This window comes from Wolbachia endosymbiont (group A) of Hylaeus communis, assembly GCF_947251915.1.
In the GTDB taxonomy this organism is placed as follows: Bacteria; Pseudomonadota; Alphaproteobacteria; order Rickettsiales; family Anaplasmataceae; genus Wolbachia; species Wolbachia pipientis.
In genome coordinates this window covers 1048749-1071499 of the sequence record NZ_OX366396.1, presented here as the reverse complement: position 1 = coordinate 1071499, position 22751 = coordinate 1048749, and the positions used below count along the sequence as shown (strand labels likewise).

Here is a 22751-nt window from a genome sequence, read left to right as displayed (position 1 = left end):
AGATTGTCAGTATTTATGCTATACTTAAGGTAATTGGATAAGGTTATAATATGAATAAAGCTGTTGCAGATGATTATGAAGAAGTTGTTAACAATAGTGGTGGTTTAGGTAAAGCAGAATCTGTTGTTACTTTGGAGGAGGAAGAAGAGTTTTTTGATGCTATGGAAGCTGTTTCTAATGTAGAAGAAGGGAATAATTTAGGTCTTGCTACTTCAGAAGAGGAAGAAGAATTTTTTGATGCTGTGGAAGAACAAGAGCCGTTAGCTAATTTTAACGTTCCACTCAGTATATTTCATTATAAAGATTATAACTCTGATTTTTTTACTTCCTGGTATAATATATCAAGCGAAATATTTAAGGAAATAAATAGAACTTGCCCAGAAAAGAAAATATTAAATTTAGCTCTGTCAGTTTTAATGCTTCCTTATATTGCTTTTACTGCACTGGGATTAGTCGTATGCAGTAGATTTCAAGCAAACAGCAAGACACAAGACAGTGTAGGGGAAGATAAGACAAAAAAGAGTGAAACTGGCGTGCCAAAAAGATTGGCATATGGTGTTCTTGCTGCAATAGCAATTTTTGTTAATATGGCTGTACTTGTAGCCTTAGTTGTTCCTGCAACAATTGCTTTGGCTACTTTTTATCTTTTAAATAGAGATTTATCTCACTCTTTAGTTACTGCTCTTAAAATAAGTATGGGGCGGTATTCTAATAAGCATCAAAATATTGAGGTGTCTTTTCATGAAAAGGAAGTTACTGGACCAAATATTGCGTGGGATATGGAAATAGAATTTCCACCGCAATTTAAACGATTGCTTAGAGATTTGTATGAAAATGAAAATAACAAGTGGTTTGATGTGACGCGGGATTCAGAGCATAGCATCGTACTGAAATTGTCAACTAACATCAATTTAGAAAATGGTCTTAAGCCCTTACGCAATGAAATCAAGGATGTGCTTGCAACTTCTATTCAGGAATTTGCGAAGACTATGGAAGAACTGATAAAGCTAGAAAAGAAAGAGATTACATATGATAAATTGAAGGAATTATTGAACGAATTCAAGTCGAAAGTGGTAGATAGTATAGGTCCTAATTTGACAAGTCACTTAATACAAAGTGCTTATCAAGTTGCCTTTATACAAGCAATTAAGTTTCAGCGAGATAGACGGGGAGAAGATTTTTCGCTGGAAGATGAGATAAAAAATTCTTTAGTGAGACAGGAATTAGAGAGCCAAGGTAAGGAATTACCAAGTAGAAAAGAGATTATAATAGAAGATTTGAAAAACGCAGGAATGGAAGTAGAAGACTCAAAAGATGATGAATTTTCTGTACATGAGGCGGAATGGAAAAAGCTTATAAAGGAAGGCGAAATAGTTAAAAGGACAGTAATTGATATTTATAAAAATAAGCATCTCCAAGCAACAGAGAAAGCCTTAGGTAATGCGAAAGAAGAAATTGAACGTTTAAGAGGAATAGGTCAAACAAGGTGTAACGATATATATAAGAAATTAAAAGAAATACATGAAAACAGTAGCTTAACAAATGACACCTTAAAAAGGGGGTTAGAAGACCTTTTTAAATTCGAATATGATGATCAAGAGATTGAGCGCAGGCTGATAAAATCAGTAATGAAAAAAGTTCAAGGTAAGTTAAGTCAATCAGATATACCGGATAAGGAGAAGCAAAGCCTAAGGAAGCAGCTTGAAGATTTAGAAAAAAAAGTAAAGGTTCCATCGGATAAGGAAGCTTCAGCTAAAATAAATGACTTTATAGAAAAGATGTATTTAGAAATAAAAAAATATAAAGTGCAAAGGTTACTTCGAGAACAAAAAAAGGGTGTTTTACGTTTATGCAAGAAATTAAGAAAATATGGTGAATCAGGTCTAGCAGAAATAATTGAAGCTTTTCGCGTGCAAGATGAAGGACATTTAGAAAAATCTACATTAGAACAAACACTCAAAGATCAAAATAAGCGTTTACAAGCTGAACAAAATAACAGGGAAAAAGGGCATCCGGGTACAAGATCAATAGAAGTGCTCTTAAAAAGGAATGAAGAAATTCTGAAAGCATTAAAACAGTTAGAATTAGGCAAAAAAGAATTATTGATAAATGAAGAAACAAAAAATGATTATAAAGAAGAACTAACGTCTCGTGAAAAAATAAAATTTGCAGTAATAGAAGATGATTTACTGAAGGTATTCAAGCTTGAAACTTTTGATGAAAAAGAAATCAAGAAGTTATTAGAAAGAGCAGAACTGGAGTACTGTTTAGCAGAAAAACGCATCAAATATCCTGTAATTAAAACAAAAGATAATATCAAACATTTTAGTCAAAATTTATTGTCTCCTTTGATAGACAATTTGACAAAAAATATAATAAATAATATACCAGGAAATAGTGAAGGTTGTATACAGAAAGTTAAGAACTGGAGTAAAGTTATGTTTGGTGCAATAAAGATTGGAGCATCAAATGCTTATAAAGAGACTACAGAGAGAAAAGCGTTAAATGTGGCACATAATACTTATAAAGAAGGAGAGACATTTCTTCAATGTTTTCAGTCAAATTATGAAGGTATTGGAGCCTTTTTAGGTAATTTATTTTCTGATGATGGGGTAACATTTAAAAATGATGTGTGGCCTAAAATAGAAGAGCATTTGCATGGAATGTGGGATAGATTTTTCAGGGATATTGAATTCAATATTGGAAATAAATTGGATGAAGTAAGTGTGACACAGCAACGGCAGGAAACTATGATTGTGACTCAACGATAAGTTCTCAAAGTTCCTCCGGTATTTTCACATACTAAATTAACTATAGCACTTGATTCTTTTTGGATCTCTTTTTCAGTTAAAGTGTGGATTGGAGAGCAAAAAGTAACTGACAACGCTATAGACATCTTATTCGGTTCTATATTATTTCCATGGTATACATCGAATATCAAAACTTCTGTGATGAGCTCTGAGCTTTTTTTTATCACATTGATTATGTTACCTACTTCCACATCCTTATTTACTATAAATGCAAAATCACGTTTTACACTTTGGTATTTATAATCGATAAATTTCTTTCTACTTACAGGTAAATTTTCAATATTTTCTAGTATTACCTCAAAACCTACAACTTTTTGCTTGATATCAAAAAGATCTAATATATTAGGATGCAACTCTCCAAAATAACCTGCTACTTTATTCTTAAAAGAGAGAGTGCCTGACTTTCCTGGGTGGTAATGTTCTTTTTCTGCTTTCTCTATCGTTAAATTATCACAATTAACGTTAAAAAACTCCAAAGCTGCTATGCAATCAGCCTTTGCGTCAAAAACATCTACTTTCCTATCAGTATTATAATGGTTTCGCGGTAAATTATTTCCTGACCTAATTCCACTTAAAACATACTTAGACTGAGCTTCACCATCGTAAATCGGCCCGATTTCGAAGATTGCAAGATCAGATATTCCATGGGCAATATTATCAGCAGTAACTTGCAATAAATTTGGCATAATACTTGGTCTCATTATATTAAAGCTATTGTTAAACGGATTATCGATGATAAATAACTTATTCGAGTAACCAAATTTTTCAGCTGTTGATTCACTCATAAACGACCAGGTTAGCACTTCATGAAACCCTCTGTTTGTCATCAAAATACGCAAATTGTCGTATGTACTATCTACTTCTTCAACATTATTTGGTAGTGGTTCTTCTTTTATTTTGTCATAGCCGTATATCCTTGTTACTTCTTCGATTAGGTCAGCCGGTATTGTCACGTCCGGTCTCCAGCTTGGTACTTGTACATTCCAATTGCCTTCGGTTTTTTTATCAATACTAAACCCTAGTTTCGTTAAGATATCAAGCACCTCATCAGGCGATACAGACACACTTCCAAACTTGTTCACATCCTGATAATCAAAGCTCACCTTGGTGTCAGCACTATCTAAACTGCCAGCAGACACTACGCTTGAGGTTTCTCCACCACATAAGTCCAGAATCATTTTAGCTGCAAGGTTGAGTCCATCAAAAGTAAATCCAGGATCAACTGAACGTGCAAATCTGTAACTAGCGTCTGTGGAGATGCCGAGCTGCCTTGAAGATTTAGTAATAGAGATGGGATCGAACCAAGCAGACTCTAAAAAGATATCAGTAGTTTCAAGAGTACATTCACTGCACTTACCACCTATAATTCCAGCAATTCCATGAATATTTTTATCACCTGCAATAACGCTTATGTCTTTGTTTAATAAGTATTCTTTACCGTTCAAACCAGCAAATTTTTCTCCGTCGTTTGCTTTGCGTACTGTGAGCTCTCCTTCTATTTTTTTTGCATCATACGCGTGCATTGGGCGGCTGAAAGATATCATAATATAGTTCGTGATATCAACTATTGCAGAAATGGAGCGCATTCCTATCGATTCCAGCCTATCTTTTAACCATTTTGGGCTTTCTTGATTTTTTACATTGGCGATGTATATTCCACTAATAAAACTTTCCCCGTCAGTAACTTCAACATCGATTGGTGAATTTATGGAGCTGGTAAGTTGTGGAATGCTTAAAGTCTTTAATGTCCCAATTCCAGTTGCAGCAAGGTCGCGAGCTATTCCATAAATGCCTAAGCAATCTCCACGGTTTGGAGTAACATTTATATCAATTACAGGGTCACAATTGAAAAATTTATCCCCTACTTTATAATCATCGGAAAGCTCGATTATTCCTTCACTTTCCTCTTGAACCAGCGCAAGTTCAGAAGCAGAGCAGAGCATCCCTTCACTTAGCATTCCTCGTATTTTTGTGGACTTAATTGTGAGATCACTTTCTGGCAACGTGCTACCAAGAGATGCAAGTACAGTTTTCATACCTTCTCTAACATTGTTTGCTCCACAGACTATTTGTAGAATTTTACTTCCATCATTTACTTTACATAATTTTAATTTATCAGCATTTGGATGAGGTACGACTTCTAATACCTCTGCAACAATAAACCCAGTCAATCTGGAATTATCGATCACATCTTCTACTTCTAACCCTATGTGAGTTAATTTATCGGTAATTTCTTCTAAACTAGCATTGGTTTCTAAGTGTTCTAATAACCAAGATAATGTGAATTTCATGGACCTAAAAAGAAGTGAAAAAGTTATTGTAATGTAAAATGTAGTGATTTTAAAGCTTATTGTAGTGGAATGAAAAGTGACTTCTGTATCACAAGCAATGATGCAGAAGTTTTTGTAACTTTATATCTTCTTGTAAAGAGAATTTATCTTCTTTATATCACCTTTTAAATCTATCTCCGTAAAGGATTTAAGATTCATATTGTGGGTATCTGCATGGAAGCTATGAATGTAGCCATCTATAGTTAAGTCTCCTATCATATTATGGCTTTCATCTAGTATTTCGCTTCCTATTTGATAATGGCCAGTATATTCGTTAAAGGAACCATCTGTCAATTTGATGTATCCGTTACCAAATTCCTGCTCTAAATTTAAAGGATGATTAGCGTTAATAAAATCTATTTCGTTGTTCGGTAGAAGCTGTAGCTTTACTCCTCTCGTTTGAGTTTTATTACTACAACTCCCCCTAAAGAACCGTGCTTGCAGATTTCCCGCACACGGCTCATCAATATTAGTTTTCACAGTCGTCCCTCTTATGCATATAAAGAAAAATGTATTTTTGGCTTTGGTAATGGATTTACTTCTACGTAGTGTACAAACTGTTCCCAGGTCATACTCTTTTTCTGACTACGCCGATTTATCCATTTAAATGCTAGCTTTCTTACTGATGTGTAAAATTGTTTCAAACACCAATAATTTCCGCTAATACCAAAGTAGTTATAGTGTCCTGTTAATTTAGCCTTCAGTACTTGCCACCAATCTTTAAGTCGAATACTTCCGCGGACTATTTTCAACCACTCCTTGATTTCTTTTAGTTTTCTGGCTAGATTTAACTTAGAGGTTTTATGTCCCATCATTAATCTACCACGACGACTTTTTGCACCATAGTGCGTAAACCCCAGAAAATTGAAACTTTCCGTCCTTCGTTTCTCTCTTATCGCTCGTTGCCACTCCCTCTTGCCAAACTTTACTACTCTGGTCTTGTTTTCAGATACTTCCAACCCAAATTTATTTAGCCTTTGTTTCAGTAATTCCAGAAATTCTTCCGCGTCTACCTTACTTTCGCAACAAACCACAAAATCATCGCAAAACCTTATTTGTTGTATATATCCTCTGGATCTTGATTTAAATTTCTTTTCTATCCATAAATCCAACACATAATGTAAGTATATATTTGCTAATACAGGACTTACTATACCGCCTTGTGGTGTACCTTGTTTTGTTGCTTCATAATTTCCAGCTTCGACTATCCCTGCCTTGAGAAACCGCTTTACTAACCACAGCAAATTTGGGTCAGTTATTCGTTCCCTTAGACACCTCATTAGCCATTTATGCTGTATATTATCGTAGAACTTCTTGATATCCACTTCTACAATGTAGTTTATTGGCTTGTACTTAACTGCTTTATCTAGTGCATTTACCGCTTGATGACAGTTTCTTCCAGGTCGAAATCCATATGAGCTGTCCAGAAAGTTTGCCTCGTAAATATTTTCTAATATCTTCTTCAGCATAATCTGTACTAATTTATCCTCGGTCGATGGTATTCCGAGTCCGCGTTTCTCTTTACTTCCAGCTTTCGGTATATATACCCTCTTTACTGGTTGTGGTTGATATTGCTTCCTCTTCATACTTTCTACTAGCACTTCGAGTTTCTCATTCAGATTTTCTCCGTATGATTCCACTGTTATCTGGTCTACTCCACAAGCCTTGTTACGCTTCAGTTCTTTATAACATCTCGCAAGATTCTCTGTATTTATCAGATGGACTAACGATGTGAATTTTAGTCGCTTATCTTGCTTTGCTCTTACTGCTATCTGGTTTAGTTTATATCGCATGTTATTCCTACCTCCGTTGTATTGGCATAGCAATCCCTATTCCAGTTACTATATTGCTGATCGCTTCCCCTTGTACGTGGCTTTCCCACATTCTGAGTACTATCAATCAGTCCGACTTCCCCTGCATCTTCCGCTAGTTCTTGCCTTTGTTGACTTGTTCCAACGTACCTTAATAGGAATGCATGGGATCTCCCAAGTTCACTTGAAGTCCATTTCAATACATGGCACGGTCTCAGATCCCGATAGAGTGAGTGATAACTTGCCTTTACGTTATCCTTCATGCTGTCTTCCATGGCCATGAACATGTCGACCTCTATGTCTTCAGGTATTTCGGGACTCCACTCCTTCACTTCCGTTGTGCCCTGCATTGTCCATCCCACTAGCTCTATTACACTCGTTACCTCATGCAACATAGTGGTCTGTTCCAAACTTTTGGCTAGACTTTGTTTGTGTTGGATTTTCACCAACTGTTCTCCAAGCACTTCTTGGCGCACCTTGGCGCACCTTGGCAATGCCCGTGCAATAAAGACAAATTTCCTATGGTATTATTGTTCCTATTTTTGTCTTGATGATGCACTTCAATTATGTCCTCTGACCTAAAATATAGCTGACAATAATTACATTTACCCTGTTGCATCTTCAGTAATTTTATCACTCTTAGTGACTTATCTGGTACTCTACGACTGCTCCAATATATCCAGTCTCCATCATATGGAGATTTTGCTCCTCTCACTTTGATATGCCGCTTAATAGCATGGTCTCCATGTTTGATAAGATATTTTCCATTACTTGTCATAAACCTCCAATTATCATTCTTATACCTTTTAAAGTATTTCCTCTTTATCCAGTATTTGCCTTTATTTGTATGTTTACGTACTGCCCATTTCCATAGTTTTCTAAACATAACGCTATCTAGTAACTCGAAGACTTTCCTTGAAATCACTGAAGTATAATATTGACACCATCCTCTAATAAGTGGATTTAGGTTTTTTATAATAGCTTCTTGTGGTGCTCCACACATTTCTTTAAGTTTGTACTTAGCGGTTAATGTATATCGTTTTATAGAGTTGCGGCTCGGTTTTATTAGTAACTTGTATGTTTTCTTACCTTGTTTTACTGTATGCTGTCGTATTGTAAATCCAAGAAAATCAAAGCCTGGTTTTTTTTCCTTTAGAGGATTCAATGAATGAGAAATTTTTGTCTTTGATGACTTTAATTCTAATCCAATGGTTTTTAACCATTCCTTAATTAAAATCTCTGCCTTAAGCACAATTTGCTTACTTTCATGAAATACCACAAAGTCATCGGCATAAGTAATTATGCTGAGTGATCTTTTTGCCTTTTCTCTACATGATCTACCAAGTTTTTCTTTTCTATAGCTTCTTATCTGATCTGCCATTGTTTCTTTTAAATAGCTTTCTAAACCATTTAGAGCGATACAGGCGAGCAATGGAGAAATTGTTCCTCCTTGGATAGTACCACTTTCAGTTGGTTTATATATTCTATTTTCCATAACACCTGCTTTCAACCATCCTCTTAATATTTTCTTTAACGTTGGTGTGGGTTTCAAGTAGTTTATTATGGTTAATATTGTCAAAGCACCCAGATATATCAGCATCTAAGATGAATGCTGTCTTTCGACTCAACGCTTGAAATATTGCTTCAATGGCGTCATGACATGATCTACCAGGTCTAAAACCATAAGTGTTTGGCTCAAATTTTGCCTCCCACTCAGGTTCTAAAGCCATTTTTACAAGTGTTTGTTTTGCTCGACACGATATAGTGGGTATCCCCAATGGGCGTTTCTCATTCTTTCCAGGTTTTGAAATCCAAATGCGTCTTGATGGCTTTGCTTTCTCCCTTATATCTAAGGAGTTTGCCAATTGCAATCTTTCTTTTTGACTAAGGTTAGCTTTTCCATCAATACCTGCAGTTTTTTTCCCTCTGTTGTCCTGAGTTACCCTTCTAACTGCTATCGTTCTTGCACTTGTTGATTTGAGTAATAATCTCTGAAGATTGTGCATCTTTTTGATATCATTACCTTGTGAAGCTCGGTAAATTCGTTTTTGTAGCTTAAACGAAAATTTCTCTAGCTTGCGCCAAGGAATTTCATTCCATTCATACCTAACATTTTGTTGGCTCATAACATATTCACTACTATTTACAACTTTAGAGGTTGTCCGGAAACAAGTAAATTCAAGCATATTCCCTCTTTAACATAACCCTACTCATAGCTAGGTATATGAAATTCTCAGTGGATGTTGTGAGTAAATCATACTCCTTCGATAGCCTTCTATTCCTATTAACCCAAGCAAAAGTCCTTTCTACAACCCATCTTCTTGGCTGTACTTTAAACCCTTGTTCTCTTGTTGGTAGTAGCTCAGGTGGCGTATCTTTGTGCACCCAAAATCTACATGTAGGCCTTTTAACAATTTCAATATCTATGTCATATTCTTCCTTTATGTGATTCTTTAAATTTCTTCCTTGGTATCCCATGTCAGCCCACATTTTTTTAACTTTAGTATATTTTGTTCTCATATTGTTTAATGCTATTTTAATACCATCTCTATCATTTTCGTTAGCAGCGCCTACGTAACAACCTAGTATAAAACCCTGAGTGTCTGTAATTATATGCCTTTTTCTACCCTTTACTTTTTTACTTCCATCATAGCCTTTGATCCCCCCTTTTCTGTAGTCTTTACAGATTGACTATCTACTATACAGGCACTCGGCTGCTCATTCCTTCCTATTTTTCTTCTACTATATTTTGTAATTTCATAATTCATTTTCTCAAAAATTCCCTGCTTCTTCCATTGCCTGAACTGCTCATACACAGTCTTCCATAGCGGAAAATCATTTGGTAAATACCGCCATTGACACCCTGTACGCAATACATAGAAAATTGCTTCTAATATTTCTCTTTTGCTATACTTTGGCGGCCTTCCTCCTTTCTTGTATGATACTCTGAAGTGTTTTTCTATTCTTGCCCATTCCCTTTCGCTTAGATCTGTTGGATACTTTTTTCTCATCTTTACCCCGTACTAAAATTTCAGATATTATAGCCTTTTACTTGTTTCCGGACAACCTCATATAGCATTTCTCATAATAGTCCGAACAGGTCATAGGAAGGCAGAATCAACAGCACGACGAAAGGATTCGAATAGAGGAATGTTTTTCCTGGCTCTGTTTTTTATAGCAAACCAATGATGCTCAATTTTGTTGAAATCTGGAGAATAAGGCGGCAGATACAAAATTTCTGCACCAACCCCTTTAGCAAGCTCGATAATCTTATCAGACTTATGAAAAGTAGCATTGTCAAGAATGACAGTCTGTCCAGGTTCCAAGATCGGTGTCAAAAATTGCTCAAACCATCCATTAAAAACATCCATATTACAGTGGCCTTCAAAGGTTAACGGAACAACTATCTTTCTTCCACTTAAGGCTGCAACCATACTGATTCGTTGAGTTTTCTTTCCAGATTTTAAGGCATAAAACCGCTGTCCTTTCTGGCAATATCCGTAGGGGTAGTCTTCGGTGTTATCAATGCCAGACTCATCTATATACACTAAGTTTTTAGGTTCTTTTGTCGCTATAATTTTCAAAAATTCAGCACGTTTTTCTTCGTTTCTTTCCTTGTATCCATATGTCTTTTTTTGCGCGTAAATTCAATTTTTTTAAGGGCTCGATAGATCGTTTGGATACTAACGTTGTTCCAAAGTTTAGCCATTTCCGATAGAGTCTTTCCTCCGTGTTCTCTGGCAAATTTGGCAAAGGTATCCCAGTCGGTAATTTTGTGATTGTAACCCCCATTTCCAAGTTTTTTTGATTGAAAGTCTCCTGTTTCTTTTCTTCTTTGCTGCCACTCCCATAAAGTAGTTCGTCCAATCTTAAATCTTGCTGCCACTGTTTCTCTGCTTTCTCCTTCGTCTAGCGCTTCCATTGCTTTTTTTCTTAAATCATAACTATATGCTGCTGGCATTCAACCTCCTTATCATCATCTACCCTTATCCTATCACATCCGGACTTTTATGGAAAGAGCTATACCTTCCAAATTACAGTGTCCACGTCTGCATATCCTAGACATTACCCTAGGCATTAGCTTCTTAAACAATCCCTCCACACAGAGACTTGCGGTTGGCTACCTGCTTGTTACTCTTATAAAGATTAACAAGAGCTTCCATGTGGTTACTCCGTTCCATGAAACCATTTCGTGTTGGATTTAGGTTCTTACTTTTTGCCGAGAGATCGGAAACATCTTGATTAAACGTGAGCATTTTAATCATCCATTCTCTGTACCTTTTGGTTTATGCGTATCAACCTTTTTTTTCGCATATTTGCAATGACGACAATTCAAACATAAGTTTCTTTCGTAACCATATCTAACTCTTCTCGAGAGGATTTATTATAAGGTTTAATATTACTCCCTTTTAGTTCATGCTTGCACCCTAGAAAATTGCCAATTTCCTAAAATGTGAACTATGATTTCAACCAGATGTTATGGTGGATGGAATTTAACCATCATGATTTCATGACATCGGATCGCACGCATCACAATTGCAACAAAAAAGTTCTGAAGCAGTGAAAGTTTTGCCGCAACCTTCAACAGATGTCACAGAGAGCACAGCACAAAAGCATCAGGCTCCTGCTGCTCAAAATAGGTAAAGTAGTGAAAGTTCAGTATAAGTTGCTTGCATCTGCAAGTAACTTATACTTTTATGATGAGCAACACAATACTACCAAGAAATTTCTACGAGCGGCCAACTTTGGTTGTAGCCGGGGAGTTACTAGGAAAGATGCTGAAATTTTCTAACTTTAGTGGAATAATAACCGAAGTTGAAGCCTATATAGGAATGAGTGACCCAGCTTGTCATGCAGCTAAGGGTTATACTAACCGAACCTCAGTAATGTTTGGTATGCCGGGGTTTTCATATGTGTACTTTATATATGGGATGTATTACTGTTTAAATATTGTAACAGAAGCAGAAGGGTTCCCAGCAGCAGTGTTAATACGGGGATTAAAGCTCATTGAACCGCTTGAGGCAAATTTAGGTGGGCCAGGAATATTGTGTAAAAGATTAAATATTACAAAAGAACATAACAAACAGGACCTTACTATAAGCCACGAATTTTGTGTTTATGAATCTTACCTCAAACCAGATTATATTTGCACCCCGAGAATCGGAATTAGTAAAGGCCAAGAGAAATTTTGGCGGTTTAAGATTTTCTAAACTTAAGACCTTGCGCAGACTATTTGCCAATCGGATAATCACCAGTGAAACAAGCATCACAATATTGTGGTGTAGCATTGTTACGCTTTTCTGCTTTAACAGCCTGATATAGTCCATCAATACTCAAGAAGGCTAGGCTATCTACTCCTATAACTTCCTTAATTTCCTCTACAGATTTATTTGCAGCAATTAAATCTTTGCACTCTGGCGTATCTATTCCATAAAAACAAGAATGCTTAATTGGTGGGCTTGAAATTTTGAGGTGAATCTCTTTTACTCCTGCATCCTTTAACATAACTATTATATTTGTTAACGTACTACCACGCACTATACTATCATCTATTAAAATTATGTTTTTACCTTTCAAAATGTGCTTATTAGCATTGAATTTTAATTTTATTCTAACTTTACGTACTTCAGCGGTTGGTTGTATAAAAGTTCTTCCTATGTAATGATTACGAATTATTCCCAGTTCCATAGGTAACCCTGAATGCTTTGCATATCCAATAGCTGCAGGTATTCCAGAATCAGGTATTGGTACAACCATATCCATATTGTTTTTTGGTGGGCTCTCTTCTGCAAGTATTCTTCCTATTTCTTTTCTTATATCATATATGGACCTATTCTCCATTATGCTGTCTGGTCTTGAAAAATAAACGTATTCAAAAATACAAAAACTTGATTTTTGCTGTGGGAAAGGAAATGCTGAAGCTAGATTACCATTTCGATCAATGGTGACTAACTCACCTGGTTCTATTTCTCTAACAAACTCTGCATTTACTATATCAAGAGCACAAGTTTCAGATGCAAGAACATAAGAACCGTTTAACTTCCCTAAAACAAGAGGCCTGATTCCAGACGGATCACGTACTCCAATAACTACTTCTTGATTGATTGCCACAAAAGAATAAGCACCTTGTATTTGCTTTAATGCATATATAAAACTCTCTAAGAAGCTATCTTTTTCACCGCTTGCTGTCAGATGCACTACTACTTCTGTATCAATATCTGACTGAAAAACGCACTCTTGTTTAATTAATTGTTCGCGTATTGGAGAAATATTAATTAAATTACCATTATGTGCTATGGCAAAATCCCCAAATTTGCCACTTTTGCCAAGCATGGGCTGCACTCCAAACTTATTACCACTTGTTGAGTATCGAACGTGACCTATTGCACAATCTTCAGGTAAGGATTTCTTTATTTCATCTATATCATCAAATACGCTGCTCACTTGACCTTGAAAGTGATAAGAGTGCAGCTTATCGTTGTTACTGGTTACTACGCCAAAAGACTCTTGACCTCTATGCTGCAAAGCGTGGAGAGCAAGTATAGAGTTAAAAGCAGCACTTTGGTTGCAACTTATGCCAAATACCCCACATTCCTCACGCATTTCATCTAGCATAAAAACTATTAAGTAAAGTTTAATTTTACTTTAGCATAGGTAAAATACAAGCATTTTGTTGTTCATCTGCTTTTATTGCCAGCAATAATCCTATGCATATCAAGCTTGCAGCAGTTGTACTTCCTCCATAGGAAAGAAATGGCAGTGGATCGCCTATCACAGGCAAGAGGCCTATTGACATTCCAATGTTTACAAAAAAATGAGCGCTAAAAAAGGCGAAAATGCCGATAGATACCGACTTAGAAAAATAATTTTTCGACCTATAAGCGATAGAGAAAATTACTCCAAGTAATGAGGTATAAAGCAAAATTAAAGCCATGCTACCTAAAAAGCCCCATTCCTCACTCAGCACTGCAAAAGCAAAATCTGTACGTTTCTCCGGCAAAAATCCAAGTTGAGTTTGACTTCCGTTAACAAAGCCCTTACCAAGCAAACCTCCTGAACCAATAGCTATTTGAGATTGCTGCGCATTATAACCTATTCCAAGTGGATCCACTGATGAATCCAAAAATGACAATATCCTTTGCTTGTGATAAGGACGTAAAAAAGGCCAAATAGCCGGTACTGCAAAAATGCCAAGAGTTCCACATATTACTGAATGAGATCTTTTTATTATTGTTGTGAATATAATTGATATCCCTATAAATAACATTATCATAGCTGTGCCTAAATTAGGTTGCTTTAACACCAAGAACACGGGTAAGAAAATAATTATAAGTGCCTTAAGCAATCTTTTAAATTCCATCATTTTATACATACCCTGCTTATCAAAATAGCGAGCAAGCGCAAGTATTAAGCCTACTTTTGCAAATTCTGATGGTTGCAAACTAATTGATCCAATTCTTATCCACCTTGTTGCACCCATTATGTGTGAGCCAAAAAAATTTACTGCTAATAGTGAAATCGCTGCTGCTATATAAAAAAAGTAGGCGTACTTCAAGTAAAAATCTAGCTCTATGAATGACATAGCTATAGCGAGTAGGAAAAAGAAGGAAAATATGACCAGTTGGTGAATCGCAAATGGCACCCACTTTCCTCCAGCAGAAGAGTATTGAACAACAATGCCAACGCAAAACAGCGCTATCACGTTAATGACTAATAACCAATGAATCTTCTTCAGCCTACCCACAATAAAGACCTTATAACCTTAAAGTATAGTAAAATATGAAACAAAGATAAAAATCAAAAAACCAACTTCTCAACTACTAACCGAATTGGAGTGCTATATATTCCAGTTACTACTGTTAAAGCTGCCATAAACAATAGACAGAAAAGCATAGGAAATGGCACATCATTAATTTTGCCTAGTGTCATTCTAGTGCGTGACGTTGCATCATTTTCAAAATACATTTTCTCTACCATCTTCCACATGTATATTAGTGCAAGAAAAGAACCGGCAGCAAAAGCTATCAGGGAAATCCACGCGCGAGATTCGATAATTGCTTTCATTATATACCACTTGCTTACAAAGCCATTTGTTAAAGGCACACCGATTAATGCTAAACTGAGTAGAGTGAACGCAAGTGCTGTATAAGGCATTGATTTCTTGAGTCCCGATAAATTCTCTATTTTTGTTGTATCAAATTTGTAAGAAATACATCCTGCAGCCATAAATAAAGATGTTTTTATTATGCTGTGGTTTACTATGTGAAGAATTGCTGCAAATACACCTGTTTTTGAGTTAAAACTCAGTGCTAAAATTATATAACCAATTTGGCTAATACTAGAGTGAGCAAACAGTCTTTTTATGTCTTTTGCGGTTATTGCAAATATCGACCCAAATACAATAGCGCAAAGTGCGAGGATAATTATCACATTGTCCAGTAGCGGCTTAAATAAGAAAAAATTTTGATGAAAAACAGTATAAAAGATTCTGATGAAAACATATATCATCACTTTTGTCACTGTGCCTGAAAAGAATATGCTAATGAAACTTGGCGCCTCACTATATGCATTAACCAGCCACCTGCTTAATGGAAACAGTGCCATTTTGATTGAGAGACCAACAAAAATGAACAATGTGCCAAGCTTTATGATGTTGTTATCGTATAATGGAACTATTCTTTCAGCCATGTCAGACATATTGAGCGTTCCAGTCATTGAATACAAGAGCCCGATGCCAAATAAATAAAATGTTGCACCTATTGTTCCACTAATTAGATATTCAAATGCTGCAACCAAGGCTTTTTTATCCCTTCCCATTGAAACTAATACATAAGAAGAAAGAGATGAAATTTCCAAGAAAACGTAAAGGTTAAATATGTCGTTTGTTACTAAAATCCCAAGCAGTCCGCTTAAGCACAGTAGAAATAGAGAGTAAAAACCAGTGATTTTGTTTTTGCTAATCTCTTTTTCGTTAATATAAAAGCTATAAAGCACACTAATCAGCGCTATAAAATTCACTAGGGTTAGAATTAAGGAATTTAACACGTCGATTCTTAACTCTATTCCATACGGAGGAGCCCAATTTCCAAGGTGATAAGTTATAATTTCACCTTTATATGTTTTAATGAGTAGTATTGATGAAATGATAAGAGTGATTGTTGTTGCAATAAAAGAAATAAACCAAGATACCTTGTGTTTCTTGGCAAGAAAGCAAAACATTGATGCAATTATTGGGATAATAACTTGTAAGATTGGTAATTGCATTAAATTGTTGTTAATATATCGTTAAAGTATTAGTATATATAATACTTTTTGTTTTAATACCCTTATGTTATCTAAAATTTGTAATGCAATAAAACGCCTATTACGAAGAGAAGATAAATTTGTAGGAAGAGATGAAAATGGAAATTCTTACTATGAATCAAGTAAAGGAAAAAGGTGGGTTATGTATAGCAGTGTTTCTGAGCCTACAACAGTGCCTCCGGAATGGCATATATGGCTTCACTATACTGATAATGTAGTACCAGTTAATAATAAAAAAAGAAAAGTAAAACATACTCCTAATTTAACGGGTACAAAAGATGCATACTATCCAAACCAAAAAGTGAAAAATTACTATAAAAGCTGGAGTCCTGATAACTAAAGATGCGAAGGTCAAATATACTTGAAATAACCGCTGGATTATTTGTATTAATTTTTACTATTTTTCTGATTTTCTTTGCTATTGATAAGCTATCTTACATAAAGAAAAACTATAAGGATTGCTATAAAATATATGGTCTTTTTGCTAACGCTAACGGTATAGGAGTTGGTGATAGTGTCAAGATCTCTGGTGTAGATGTTGGAAGCATAACTGGTGTATCACTTGACAAAGCTACCTACGTAGCACGAATCGATATGTGTATAAGCAAAGACATAAAATTGCCAATTGATAGTTCAGCTCTGATCACTAGCAGTGGAGTTGTTGGCAGTAAATTTGTTAATATATCACCTGGATCAGATATTAAACTAATCTTGCATGGTGGTAAAATAGAGTATACTCAAGCTGAAGCAAACATGGGTGGAATAATGGACAGAATTCTTGGTATGTTTACGAAGTGAAAATGGCAGGATTCCAAGTGTACCCGTTCAGGTGAAGCCTCCTGTAGTTCTAAAGTATTTAAGGAGTTTGCCTTATTTCTTGCCTTTTCTACCGCTTGCTTTGGGGTTTATAGTATAGAAAGTGCCTTAACAGTTGCAGTGCATGTCTATTAATGATAAAATGAAGATTAATTCATTTTGATATTATGATTGGTTTACTGTTTGCCGTACTATTGTTCCTCTGTGGTAGTGATGCACTTGCAAAACAGGAGCCACGTTCAATAGCTGGAGATAATCACATAAAGGTAATAAATTATAACCCACAGGCTATACATAAGTATACGGGTTTTTATGGTTATCAGTCCAGTATATTGTTTGAACCAGGGGAGATAATACAAAACCTTTCAATGGGTGATTCAACTGGTTGGCAACTTCTTCCTCAAGGTAACAGATTGTTTATTAAGCCCATAGATGATATTGCTGATACTAATGCAACTATAATTACCAATAAAAGAGTTTATTACTTTGAACTTCATGCTGAAGAAGCAACTGGACTAGATGATCCAAGATTAGCATATGAAGTAAGGTTTCTTTATCCACTATTTAGCAGTGATGAGATTTACACAACAAATAACGGTGATATCTTCGAACAAGCTAGTCATACCATTATTCCTGATATCAATGATATTGAAGTTGTAAAGAAGGGATTAAATTTTAATTATTCCATCTCGCACGTCAAAGGTAGTCAGTCAATAATACCAATTAAGGTTTTTGATGACGGAAAATTTACATATCTACAATTCAATAAAATAAACTCTGATTTTCCGGCAGTTTTTATGGTTGATTCTGCAGGATATGAGTCTTTAGTAAATTTCCGTACAGTTGATAACTACCTGATAATCGAAAGGGTAAGTTCAGTGTTTACCTTAAGGAATGGATCGAGTACAGTTTGCCTATTTAATGAAACCATACCTTTCAAAAAAGGGTAAAGGCTATAATGCCCGAGATATGGGTGCAAAATTTTTTCTATGATGTTCTGTAATTCCATAAAGGCCAATAGCGTTAAGGTGCTCTTTTGTCCCATATCCTTTATTTTTATACCAATTATATTCAGGATGCTTATTGTGCAATTCTTGCATAAGCCGATCTCTCGTAACTTTTGCAACGATTGAAGCTGCTGCAATTGATGTACTCAAATTATCACCATTTACTATGGATTTCACTTGCCATTTCACTTCAGGTGGTTGATTACCATCAACTAGCACATAATCTAATTCTAGGTCCAAGTCTATCAACGCACGTTTCATTGAAAGTTTTGTTGCTTGCAAGATATTGTATGAATTTATTTCTTCTACGCTTGCCATTCCTATACCAAATTTTGCAACGGATATTATTTTTTCATATAGGACTTGCCTACATTGAGGAGTCAACTTTTTCGAGTCGTTGATTCCATCAATAATTGTATTTCTATCAATAAACACTACGGCTGCGGATATTACTGGACCAGCTAGCGGACCTCTTCCAACTTCATCCACTCCTGCTATCACTCCTGATAATTTATTTTCTAATGTAAAGTCTGGGTATTTCATAGGTTTTTATAATAAGAAAGTTATAGTAAAAACTGAACAGATAATAGAAATTATCCAAAATTTCATAACGATTGCATTTTCTGACCATCCCTTCTTCTCAAAGTGATGATGTATTGGTGCCATAAGAAAAACTCTTTTTCCTTCTCCATATTTAAACTTTGTATATTTAAAATATGATATCTGAATAATAACAGATAGAGTCTCTATTACAAAGATTATTCCAATAATGGCAAAAAGCATTTCTCTTTTAATTAGGACACTAGTTAACCCTAAAGCCGCACCTACCGACAAGCTACCAACATCACCCATAAATATTTTTGCTGGATGTGTGTTAAACCACAAGAAACTTAGAATAGCTCCTATAAATGCAATGCAGAATAAAGTAATATTCATATCTGCCTGAGTTATATATGCAATTAGCCCCAAAAAAGCAAAGGAAGTGATAACTTGAGTTGCAGCAAGGCCATCCAAACCATCTGTGAGATTCACAGCATTAGAAGAGCCGACAATTACAAACGCAGCAAACGGAACATATAGATAGCCAAAATCTATTATTACTCCTTTAAATAGGGACGTTTTTGTAAAACATTCAGCAGAGTATAGCTTAAGTATAAACACACCAACCAGAGCAACAATAAACTGAACAAGTATTTTGGTTTTTGCACTTAAACCTCGATAGTGATTTGTCTTCAATTTTAAATAATCATCAATAAATCCAAGTAGAGCAAAAAATAGAGTTATCAATATCAGCAGCAAAATTTCTGGTGTTAACTGAGCCGAGAGTAAAATTGGTAATAAAGAAGAAATCAGTATTATTATTCCGCCCATAGGTGGTACATTCTTTTTTGTTATTAAATGACTTTCTGGTCCACATGATCTAATTGGTTGCCCATCTTTGCTTATTTTTTTTAGAAGCTTTATAAAATAGGGAAAAAGAATAAACCCAAAAACAAATGAGGTAAAAAATACTTTTGTAGCTAAGATCATCTGCTTACTTAAATTGACTAAGTGTCATACCACCTATAGCTAATAAAGTCAACTTCTGTCATCCTATAGCCTGACCCACAACTGTACGAACATTGTGATTTGGGCCCATCAGTAGGGTGTCATCCCAGTCTGGAATCCACAACTGTACGAACGTTGTAGTTTGGACCACCAGTGGGGTGTCATCCCAGTGCCCAGACACTGGTTCTATGCAACTTAATTAAAAACGTTTGTTTTAGTGTAAGACAATTACCTTTAGCTTATCAGCTCAGTTATAAGCAAAATTTCTGGATTCCAGACTGGAATGACACCATTTGCTGTGCAATTTACCTTCAAAAATGAATGTTCGTACAGTTGTGAACCTGTGGCAGGTATTACATAAGAGCATTTCCCTCTTCTAAATTAAAACGCACTTTTGCCTCCTTTGCAGTCTATACTTTAGATGTATTTAATTTACAAATACTAATTATTTATTAATAATGGTGATATGTAAATATAGTTATAAAATAATTGTTACACTTGAATTCCTTCCTGGTTTCTGTTGTTATCAGAACATTTAAAACACTTTAAGAAAGCTGCTTAGTTAAATTAACTTAGACAAGTAAATAGCAGTTTTGCAGCCTGTTTTTATGAATGATGATAAAATGTTGTAGCCAAATGCGCTTTCAGCATTGTGCTGAATTGCAATATCTTTGTGCTCTAACTCCTCGTCGCGAAATTTACTTATAGTTTCTCTTAATTCCCCATCTTCTAAATGTGAAACTTGCTCTTTGTAGTGCTCACCGATAACTTCTTCAACTGCAGCAGTGCAAGCCATAGCAGCTTTTTTGCCCATAATGGCAGTTGCAACGCCAAGCGACACTCCTAAAACACGCCAAACAGGCAACAAAACAGTAGGACGAACTTTTTGCTCTTTGATTTTCTCATTAAAATAGTGAAAATGCTTTTTTTCCTGCTCTTCCATTTCAATTATTTCATTGATTATAGAAGATTTCTTAAGAATAAATTTTTGACCAGAATAAATGCAAATAGCTCCATATTCTCCAGCGTGATCTACTCTAATTGCCTGTTGCAAGAACTGATTGTTGCTGTACCTTAAATTATTTAGATTTCTTTCTTTCTCCACAATACACCTTACCTGATACGAACAGAGCTACTATGAGATAAATTAGATTCCATGTTGCTAAGGAAACACCTAGAACGTAATGAGGTCTGTCACAAGATGGAGAGTAATTAGGATTTAGTAGATTATTTCTGAGCTCTTCTATACTAACGTTACCACTTGCTTGCTCTGTACAACCTAAAACATCATGAAATAAGTGGAGTTCAAGACCTATATGATAAAAAGATATTACTGCACCTATGAGGTAGCTGCAAAACATTGCATAGATTAGAATTTTGTTGTCTTTAAGCATGCACGCTACTGCAAGTAATCCGGCGATATAGTAAACTATTCGCTCGTATGTACATAACTTGCATGGCAGCATGTTGAAAAAATATTCTAGCACATATGCAAAAATTAGAGCAGCGGCACTCGACAGCAGAAAGATTGCAGGAATTCTGGAATTATTACACATAACTTTAAGTAAATTATCCCTGAAAGTATAAAGCAGAGTATTCATTTTACATAGGGATTCTTATTTTTTTTCAAAAGCAATCTAACTGGCACACCGTCTGCAAAGAAATTTTTTCTGAGATCGTTAATTAAATAGCGTTTGTAACTTTCATCAACACTTTCAGGTATGTTACATATCAAAGAAAAAGCTGGAGGTTTAGTACCAATTTGAGCGATATACTTCATTTTAACTGCTTTGCCTTTTACAAGAGGGTGAGAATGTTTTCCTACAGCATCTATGAGCCACTTATTCAGTTTTGCAGTGCTGATCTTCTTGTTCAAGGATTCACTCACTTCAAGACACTTATCTATCACATCACCGCAGCGCATGCCTTTTAACGCAGAAATTGTTATAGTTGGCACTTCCAAGAATAACCTGGTTACTTCCTGTTGTTTGACAAATTTTATTAACCTGCTTCTGTCATCCTTACCTATTAAATCCCACTTATTTAAAACAACAATAATCCCTTTCCCTCGCTTAATTGCAGCTTCACCAATTGATAAATCCTGCTGCTCAATACCAACTAGGGAGTCTAGCATTAAAACTACCACATGAGAGCGCTTGATTGATTCCATGCTTTTCTCAACAAATCTTGATTCTAAGCCATCTACAACATTCGCCTTTCTGCGGATTCCGGCAGTGTCAATTAGAGTAATTAACTCTCCATCATGATCATATGTAATATCCACAGAATCACGTGTGGTACCTGGCTCTGAACTTGTTATTAGTCTGTTTTCTGCAAGTAAACCATTTAAAAAAGTTGATTTTCCAACATTCGGACGGCCGATGATCGCGATCCTCAGCCTACTCAGTTCATTGTTAGGTAACTCAGTGTTCTCGTTAAAATTTTCAATAACACCAGCTAATGCATCATAAAGATCAACCATGCCAAGATTATGCTCGGCAGAGATATACACCGGGCCAAGAAAATCAAAAAACTGCAAATAATCAACATTTTCGGATTTATGACTCTCGCATTTATTTGCTATCAGTATCACAGGTTTATTTATTTTTCTCTTCAGCCACTTTGCAAACTCTTTATTTCGCTCATTTTGCACTTTTGCGTCAACAAGAAAGAAAATTATGTTTGAACTGGATAAAGAAAACTCTATTTGCTCAATAACTTGCAGTGAAAAACTAGTTTGGTCGTTCCATCCTCCTGTATCTATAACTTTAAACTCCAAATCGCTAATTCTCCCCATTCCCTCTCGCCTATCCCTTGTCACTCCTGGAATGTTACTCACTACTGCTGCTTTTCTTCCTACTAATCTGTTGAATAGGGTCGATTTTCCAGCATTTGGTAGGCCTACTATGGCGATTTTTAGCATAATTCAAGGGCATGTTCTATATGAAGTAAATTATAACCGAAACTTTTCAATTTAACTATTGACTTCGTAGATTATATAAGCATACTACAGTTAGAATTTTTTTATTTCGTTATGTAAAATATGAGGTAGTTATGCTAGTGTCAGAGCAAATAGAGAGTGTAGATAGAGAAGAATTAAAGCAACAAAATCATATACATAAAGAT

At 35.5% G+C, this 22751-nt stretch carries 19 protein-coding genes and 2 pseudogenes; 5 read left to right on the top strand and 16 right to left on the bottom strand.

The features are described 5' to 3' along the window. Positions 1 to 50: 50 nt before the first annotated feature. A complete protein-coding gene (locus OPR52_RS05330; protein WP_265037946.1) occupies positions 51 to 2771 on the top strand; it encodes a hypothetical protein in 2721 nt (906 codons plus the stop codon). Here the strand turns inward: OPR52_RS05330 and pheT are convergent. The 8 genes and pseudogenes from pheT to OPR52_RS05290 form a co-directional block, all read right to left on the bottom strand. Next, positions 2762 to 5101, bottom strand: a complete 2340-nt coding sequence (gene pheT, locus OPR52_RS05325; protein WP_264339382.1) for a phenylalanine--tRNA ligase subunit beta — start codon at positions 5099 to 5101, stop codon at positions 2762 to 2764. The two genes, OPR52_RS05330 and pheT, sit on opposite strands and share 10 nt — an antisense overlap. A gap of 120 nt (positions 5102 to 5221) precedes the next feature. Continuing rightward, a complete protein-coding gene (locus OPR52_RS05320; protein ID WP_264723415.1) occupies positions 5222 to 5620 on the bottom strand; it encodes a hypothetical protein in 399 nt (132 codons plus the stop codon). An 11-nt stretch (positions 5621 to 5631) separates the two neighbouring features. Continuing rightward, positions 5632 to 6933: a group II intron reverse transcriptase/maturase gene (gene ltrA, locus OPR52_RS05315; protein ID WP_265037833.1), complete on the bottom strand. Its 1302-nt coding sequence runs from the start codon at positions 6931 to 6933 to the stop codon at positions 5632 to 5634. Continuing rightward, complete coding sequence (locus OPR52_RS05310) at positions 6918 to 7346, bottom strand: hypothetical protein (protein WP_264722787.1); 429 nt, start codon at positions 7344 to 7346, stop codon at positions 6918 to 6920. The genes ltrA and OPR52_RS05310 overlap by 16 nt, the downstream gene beginning before the upstream one ends. A 47-nt stretch (positions 7347 to 7393) precedes the next feature. Further along, a complete protein-coding gene (locus OPR52_RS07710) occupies positions 7394 to 7954 on the bottom strand; it encodes a group II intron maturase-specific domain-containing protein (RefSeq protein ID WP_406833387.1) in 561 nt (186 codons plus the stop codon). 168 nt (positions 7955 to 8122) lie between these two features. Continuing rightward, positions 8123 to 9077: pseudogene (locus OPR52_RS05300) on the bottom strand (reverse transcriptase domain-containing protein); the annotation flags it as partial. Positions 9078 to 9129: 52 nt separating this feature from the next. Then, positions 9130 to 9962 (bottom strand): annotated as a pseudogene (locus tag OPR52_RS05295) (IS5 family transposase). A 90-nt stretch (positions 9963 to 10052) separates the two neighbouring features. Then, a protein-coding gene (locus tag OPR52_RS05290; RefSeq protein ID WP_265037751.1) for an IS630 family transposase occupies positions 10053 to 10912 on the bottom strand; the annotation gives its coding sequence in 2 pieces (ribosomal slippage) (positions 10053 to 10588 and positions 10588 to 10912; 861 coding nt in all). Positions 10913 to 11651: 739 nt separating this feature from the next. Between OPR52_RS05290 and OPR52_RS05285 the strand changes: the two genes are divergently transcribed. Next, a complete protein-coding gene (locus OPR52_RS05285; RefSeq protein ID WP_264339539.1) occupies positions 11652 to 12161 on the top strand; it encodes a DNA-3-methyladenine glycosylase in 510 nt (169 codons plus the stop codon). A gap of 19 nt (positions 12162 to 12180) precedes the next feature. Here the strand turns inward: OPR52_RS05285 and purF are convergent, their stop codons facing one another. The 3 genes from purF to OPR52_RS05270 are packed head-to-tail and all read right to left on the bottom strand — an operon-like array spanning position 12181 to position 16215. Next, entirely contained in the window at positions 12181 to 13566 is a 1386-nt protein-coding gene (gene purF, locus OPR52_RS05280; protein ID WP_264722942.1) for an amidophosphoribosyltransferase, read from the bottom strand. A 25-nt stretch (positions 13567 to 13591) separates the two neighbouring features. Beyond that, the gene (gene rodA / locus OPR52_RS05275) at positions 13592 to 14695 is read right to left on the bottom strand and encodes a rod shape-determining protein RodA (protein ID WP_320109379.1); all 1104 of its coding nucleotides are present in this window, start codon (positions 14693 to 14695) and stop codon (positions 13592 to 13594) included. Positions 14696 to 14748: 53 nt separating this feature from the next. Then, positions 14749 to 16215, bottom strand: a complete 1467-nt coding sequence (locus tag OPR52_RS05270) for a proton-conducting transporter transmembrane domain-containing protein (protein WP_264722945.1) — start codon at positions 16213 to 16215, stop codon at positions 14749 to 14751. A 64-nt stretch (positions 16216 to 16279) separates the two neighbouring features. On the opposite strand from OPR52_RS05270, the gene OPR52_RS05265 reads away from it, so the two are divergent. From OPR52_RS05265 to virB9, 3 genes are all read left to right on the top strand, one after another. Further along, complete coding sequence (locus tag OPR52_RS05265) at positions 16280 to 16594, top strand: NADH-ubiquinone oxidoreductase subunit NDUFA12 family protein (protein WP_007548590.1); 315 nt, start codon at positions 16280 to 16282, stop codon at positions 16592 to 16594. Between the two features lie 2 nt (positions 16595 to 16596). Continuing rightward, complete coding sequence (mlaD, locus tag OPR52_RS05260) at positions 16597 to 17052, top strand: outer membrane lipid asymmetry maintenance protein MlaD (RefSeq protein WP_007548591.1); 456 nt, start codon at positions 16597 to 16599, stop codon at positions 17050 to 17052. A gap of 185 nt (positions 17053 to 17237) precedes the next feature. Then, on the top strand, positions 17238 to 18020 hold the full coding sequence (virB9, locus tag OPR52_RS05255; protein WP_015589382.1) for a P-type conjugative transfer protein VirB9: 783 nt from the start codon (positions 17238 to 17240) through the stop codon (positions 18018 to 18020). Between the two features lie 3 nt (positions 18021 to 18023). Here virB9 and OPR52_RS05250 read toward each other — a convergent pair whose 3' ends face one another. From OPR52_RS05250 to der, 5 genes are all read right to left on the bottom strand, one after another. Further along, on the bottom strand, positions 18024 to 18620 hold the full coding sequence (locus OPR52_RS05250; RefSeq protein ID WP_015589381.1) for a ribonuclease HII: 597 nt from the start codon (positions 18618 to 18620) through the stop codon (positions 18024 to 18026). A gap of 6 nt (positions 18621 to 18626) precedes the next feature. Beyond that, entirely contained in the window at positions 18627 to 19607 is a 981-nt protein-coding gene (mraY, locus tag OPR52_RS05245; protein WP_265037942.1) for a phospho-N-acetylmuramoyl-pentapeptide-transferase, read from the bottom strand. A gap of 580 nt (positions 19608 to 20187) precedes the next feature. Continuing rightward, complete coding sequence (locus tag OPR52_RS05240) at positions 20188 to 20730, bottom strand: demethoxyubiquinone hydroxylase family protein (protein ID WP_006279362.1); 543 nt, start codon at positions 20728 to 20730, stop codon at positions 20188 to 20190. Beyond that, on the bottom strand, positions 20705 to 21226 hold the full coding sequence (locus OPR52_RS05235) for a disulfide bond formation protein B (protein ID WP_015589379.1): 522 nt from the start codon (positions 21224 to 21226) through the stop codon (positions 20705 to 20707). The genes OPR52_RS05240 and OPR52_RS05235 overlap by 26 nt, the downstream gene beginning before the upstream one ends. Further along, complete coding sequence (gene der / locus OPR52_RS05230) at positions 21223 to 22548, bottom strand: ribosome biogenesis GTPase Der (RefSeq protein ID WP_265037940.1); 1326 nt, start codon at positions 22546 to 22548, stop codon at positions 21223 to 21225. Before der ends, OPR52_RS05235 begins: the two co-directional genes overlap by 4 nt. Positions 22549 to 22751: the final 203 nt, after the last annotated feature.

Bases quoted from the DNA above. Each gene is read 5' to 3' on its own strand.
- purF (WP_264722942.1), bottom strand. From the start codon at position 13,566: ATGCTAGATGAAATGCGTGAGGAATGTGGGGTATTTGGCATAAGTTGC.
- OPR52_RS05235 (WP_015589379.1), bottom strand. From the start codon at position 21,226: ATGAATACTCTGCTTTATACTTTCAGGGATAATTTACTTAAAGTTATG.
- OPR52_RS05330 (WP_265037946.1), top strand. From the start codon at position 51: ATGAATAAAGCTGTTGCAGATGATTATGAAGAAGTTGTTAACAATAGT.
- mlaD (WP_007548591.1), top strand. From the start codon at position 16,597: ATGCGAAGGTCAAATATACTTGAAATAACCGCTGGATTATTTGTATTA.
- OPR52_RS07710 (WP_406833387.1), bottom strand. From the start codon at position 7,954: ATGTGTGGAGCACCACAAGAAGCTATTATAAAAAACCTAAATCCACTT.
- pheT (WP_264339382.1), bottom strand. From the start codon at position 5,101: ATGAAATTCACATTATCTTGGTTATTAGAACACTTAGAAACCAATGCT.
- OPR52_RS05270 (WP_264722945.1), bottom strand. From the start codon at position 16,215: ATGCAATTACCAATCTTACAAGTTATTATCCCAATAATTGCATCAATG.
- OPR52_RS05310 (WP_264722787.1), bottom strand. From the start codon at position 7,346: ATGTTGCATGAGGTAACGAGTGTAATAGAGCTAGTGGGATGGACAATG.
- der (WP_265037940.1), bottom strand. From the start codon at position 22,548: ATGCTAAAAATCGCCATAGTAGGCCTACCAAATGCTGGAAAATCGACC.
- mraY (WP_265037942.1), bottom strand. From the start codon at position 19,607: ATGATCTTAGCTACAAAAGTATTTTTTACCTCATTTGTTTTTGGGTTT.
- OPR52_RS05265 (WP_007548590.1), top strand. From the start codon at position 16,280: ATGTTATCTAAAATTTGTAATGCAATAAAACGCCTATTACGAAGAGAA.
- virB9 (WP_015589382.1), top strand. From the start codon at position 17,238: ATGATTGGTTTACTGTTTGCCGTACTATTGTTCCTCTGTGGTAGTGAT.
- OPR52_RS05285 (WP_264339539.1), top strand. From the start codon at position 11,652: ATGAGCAACACAATACTACCAAGAAATTTCTACGAGCGGCCAACTTTG.
- OPR52_RS05250 (WP_015589381.1), bottom strand. From the start codon at position 18,620: ATGAAATACCCAGACTTTACATTAGAAAATAAATTATCAGGAGTGATA.
- ltrA (WP_265037833.1), bottom strand. From the start codon at position 6,933: ATGCGATATAAACTAAACCAGATAGCAGTAAGAGCAAAGCAAGATAAG.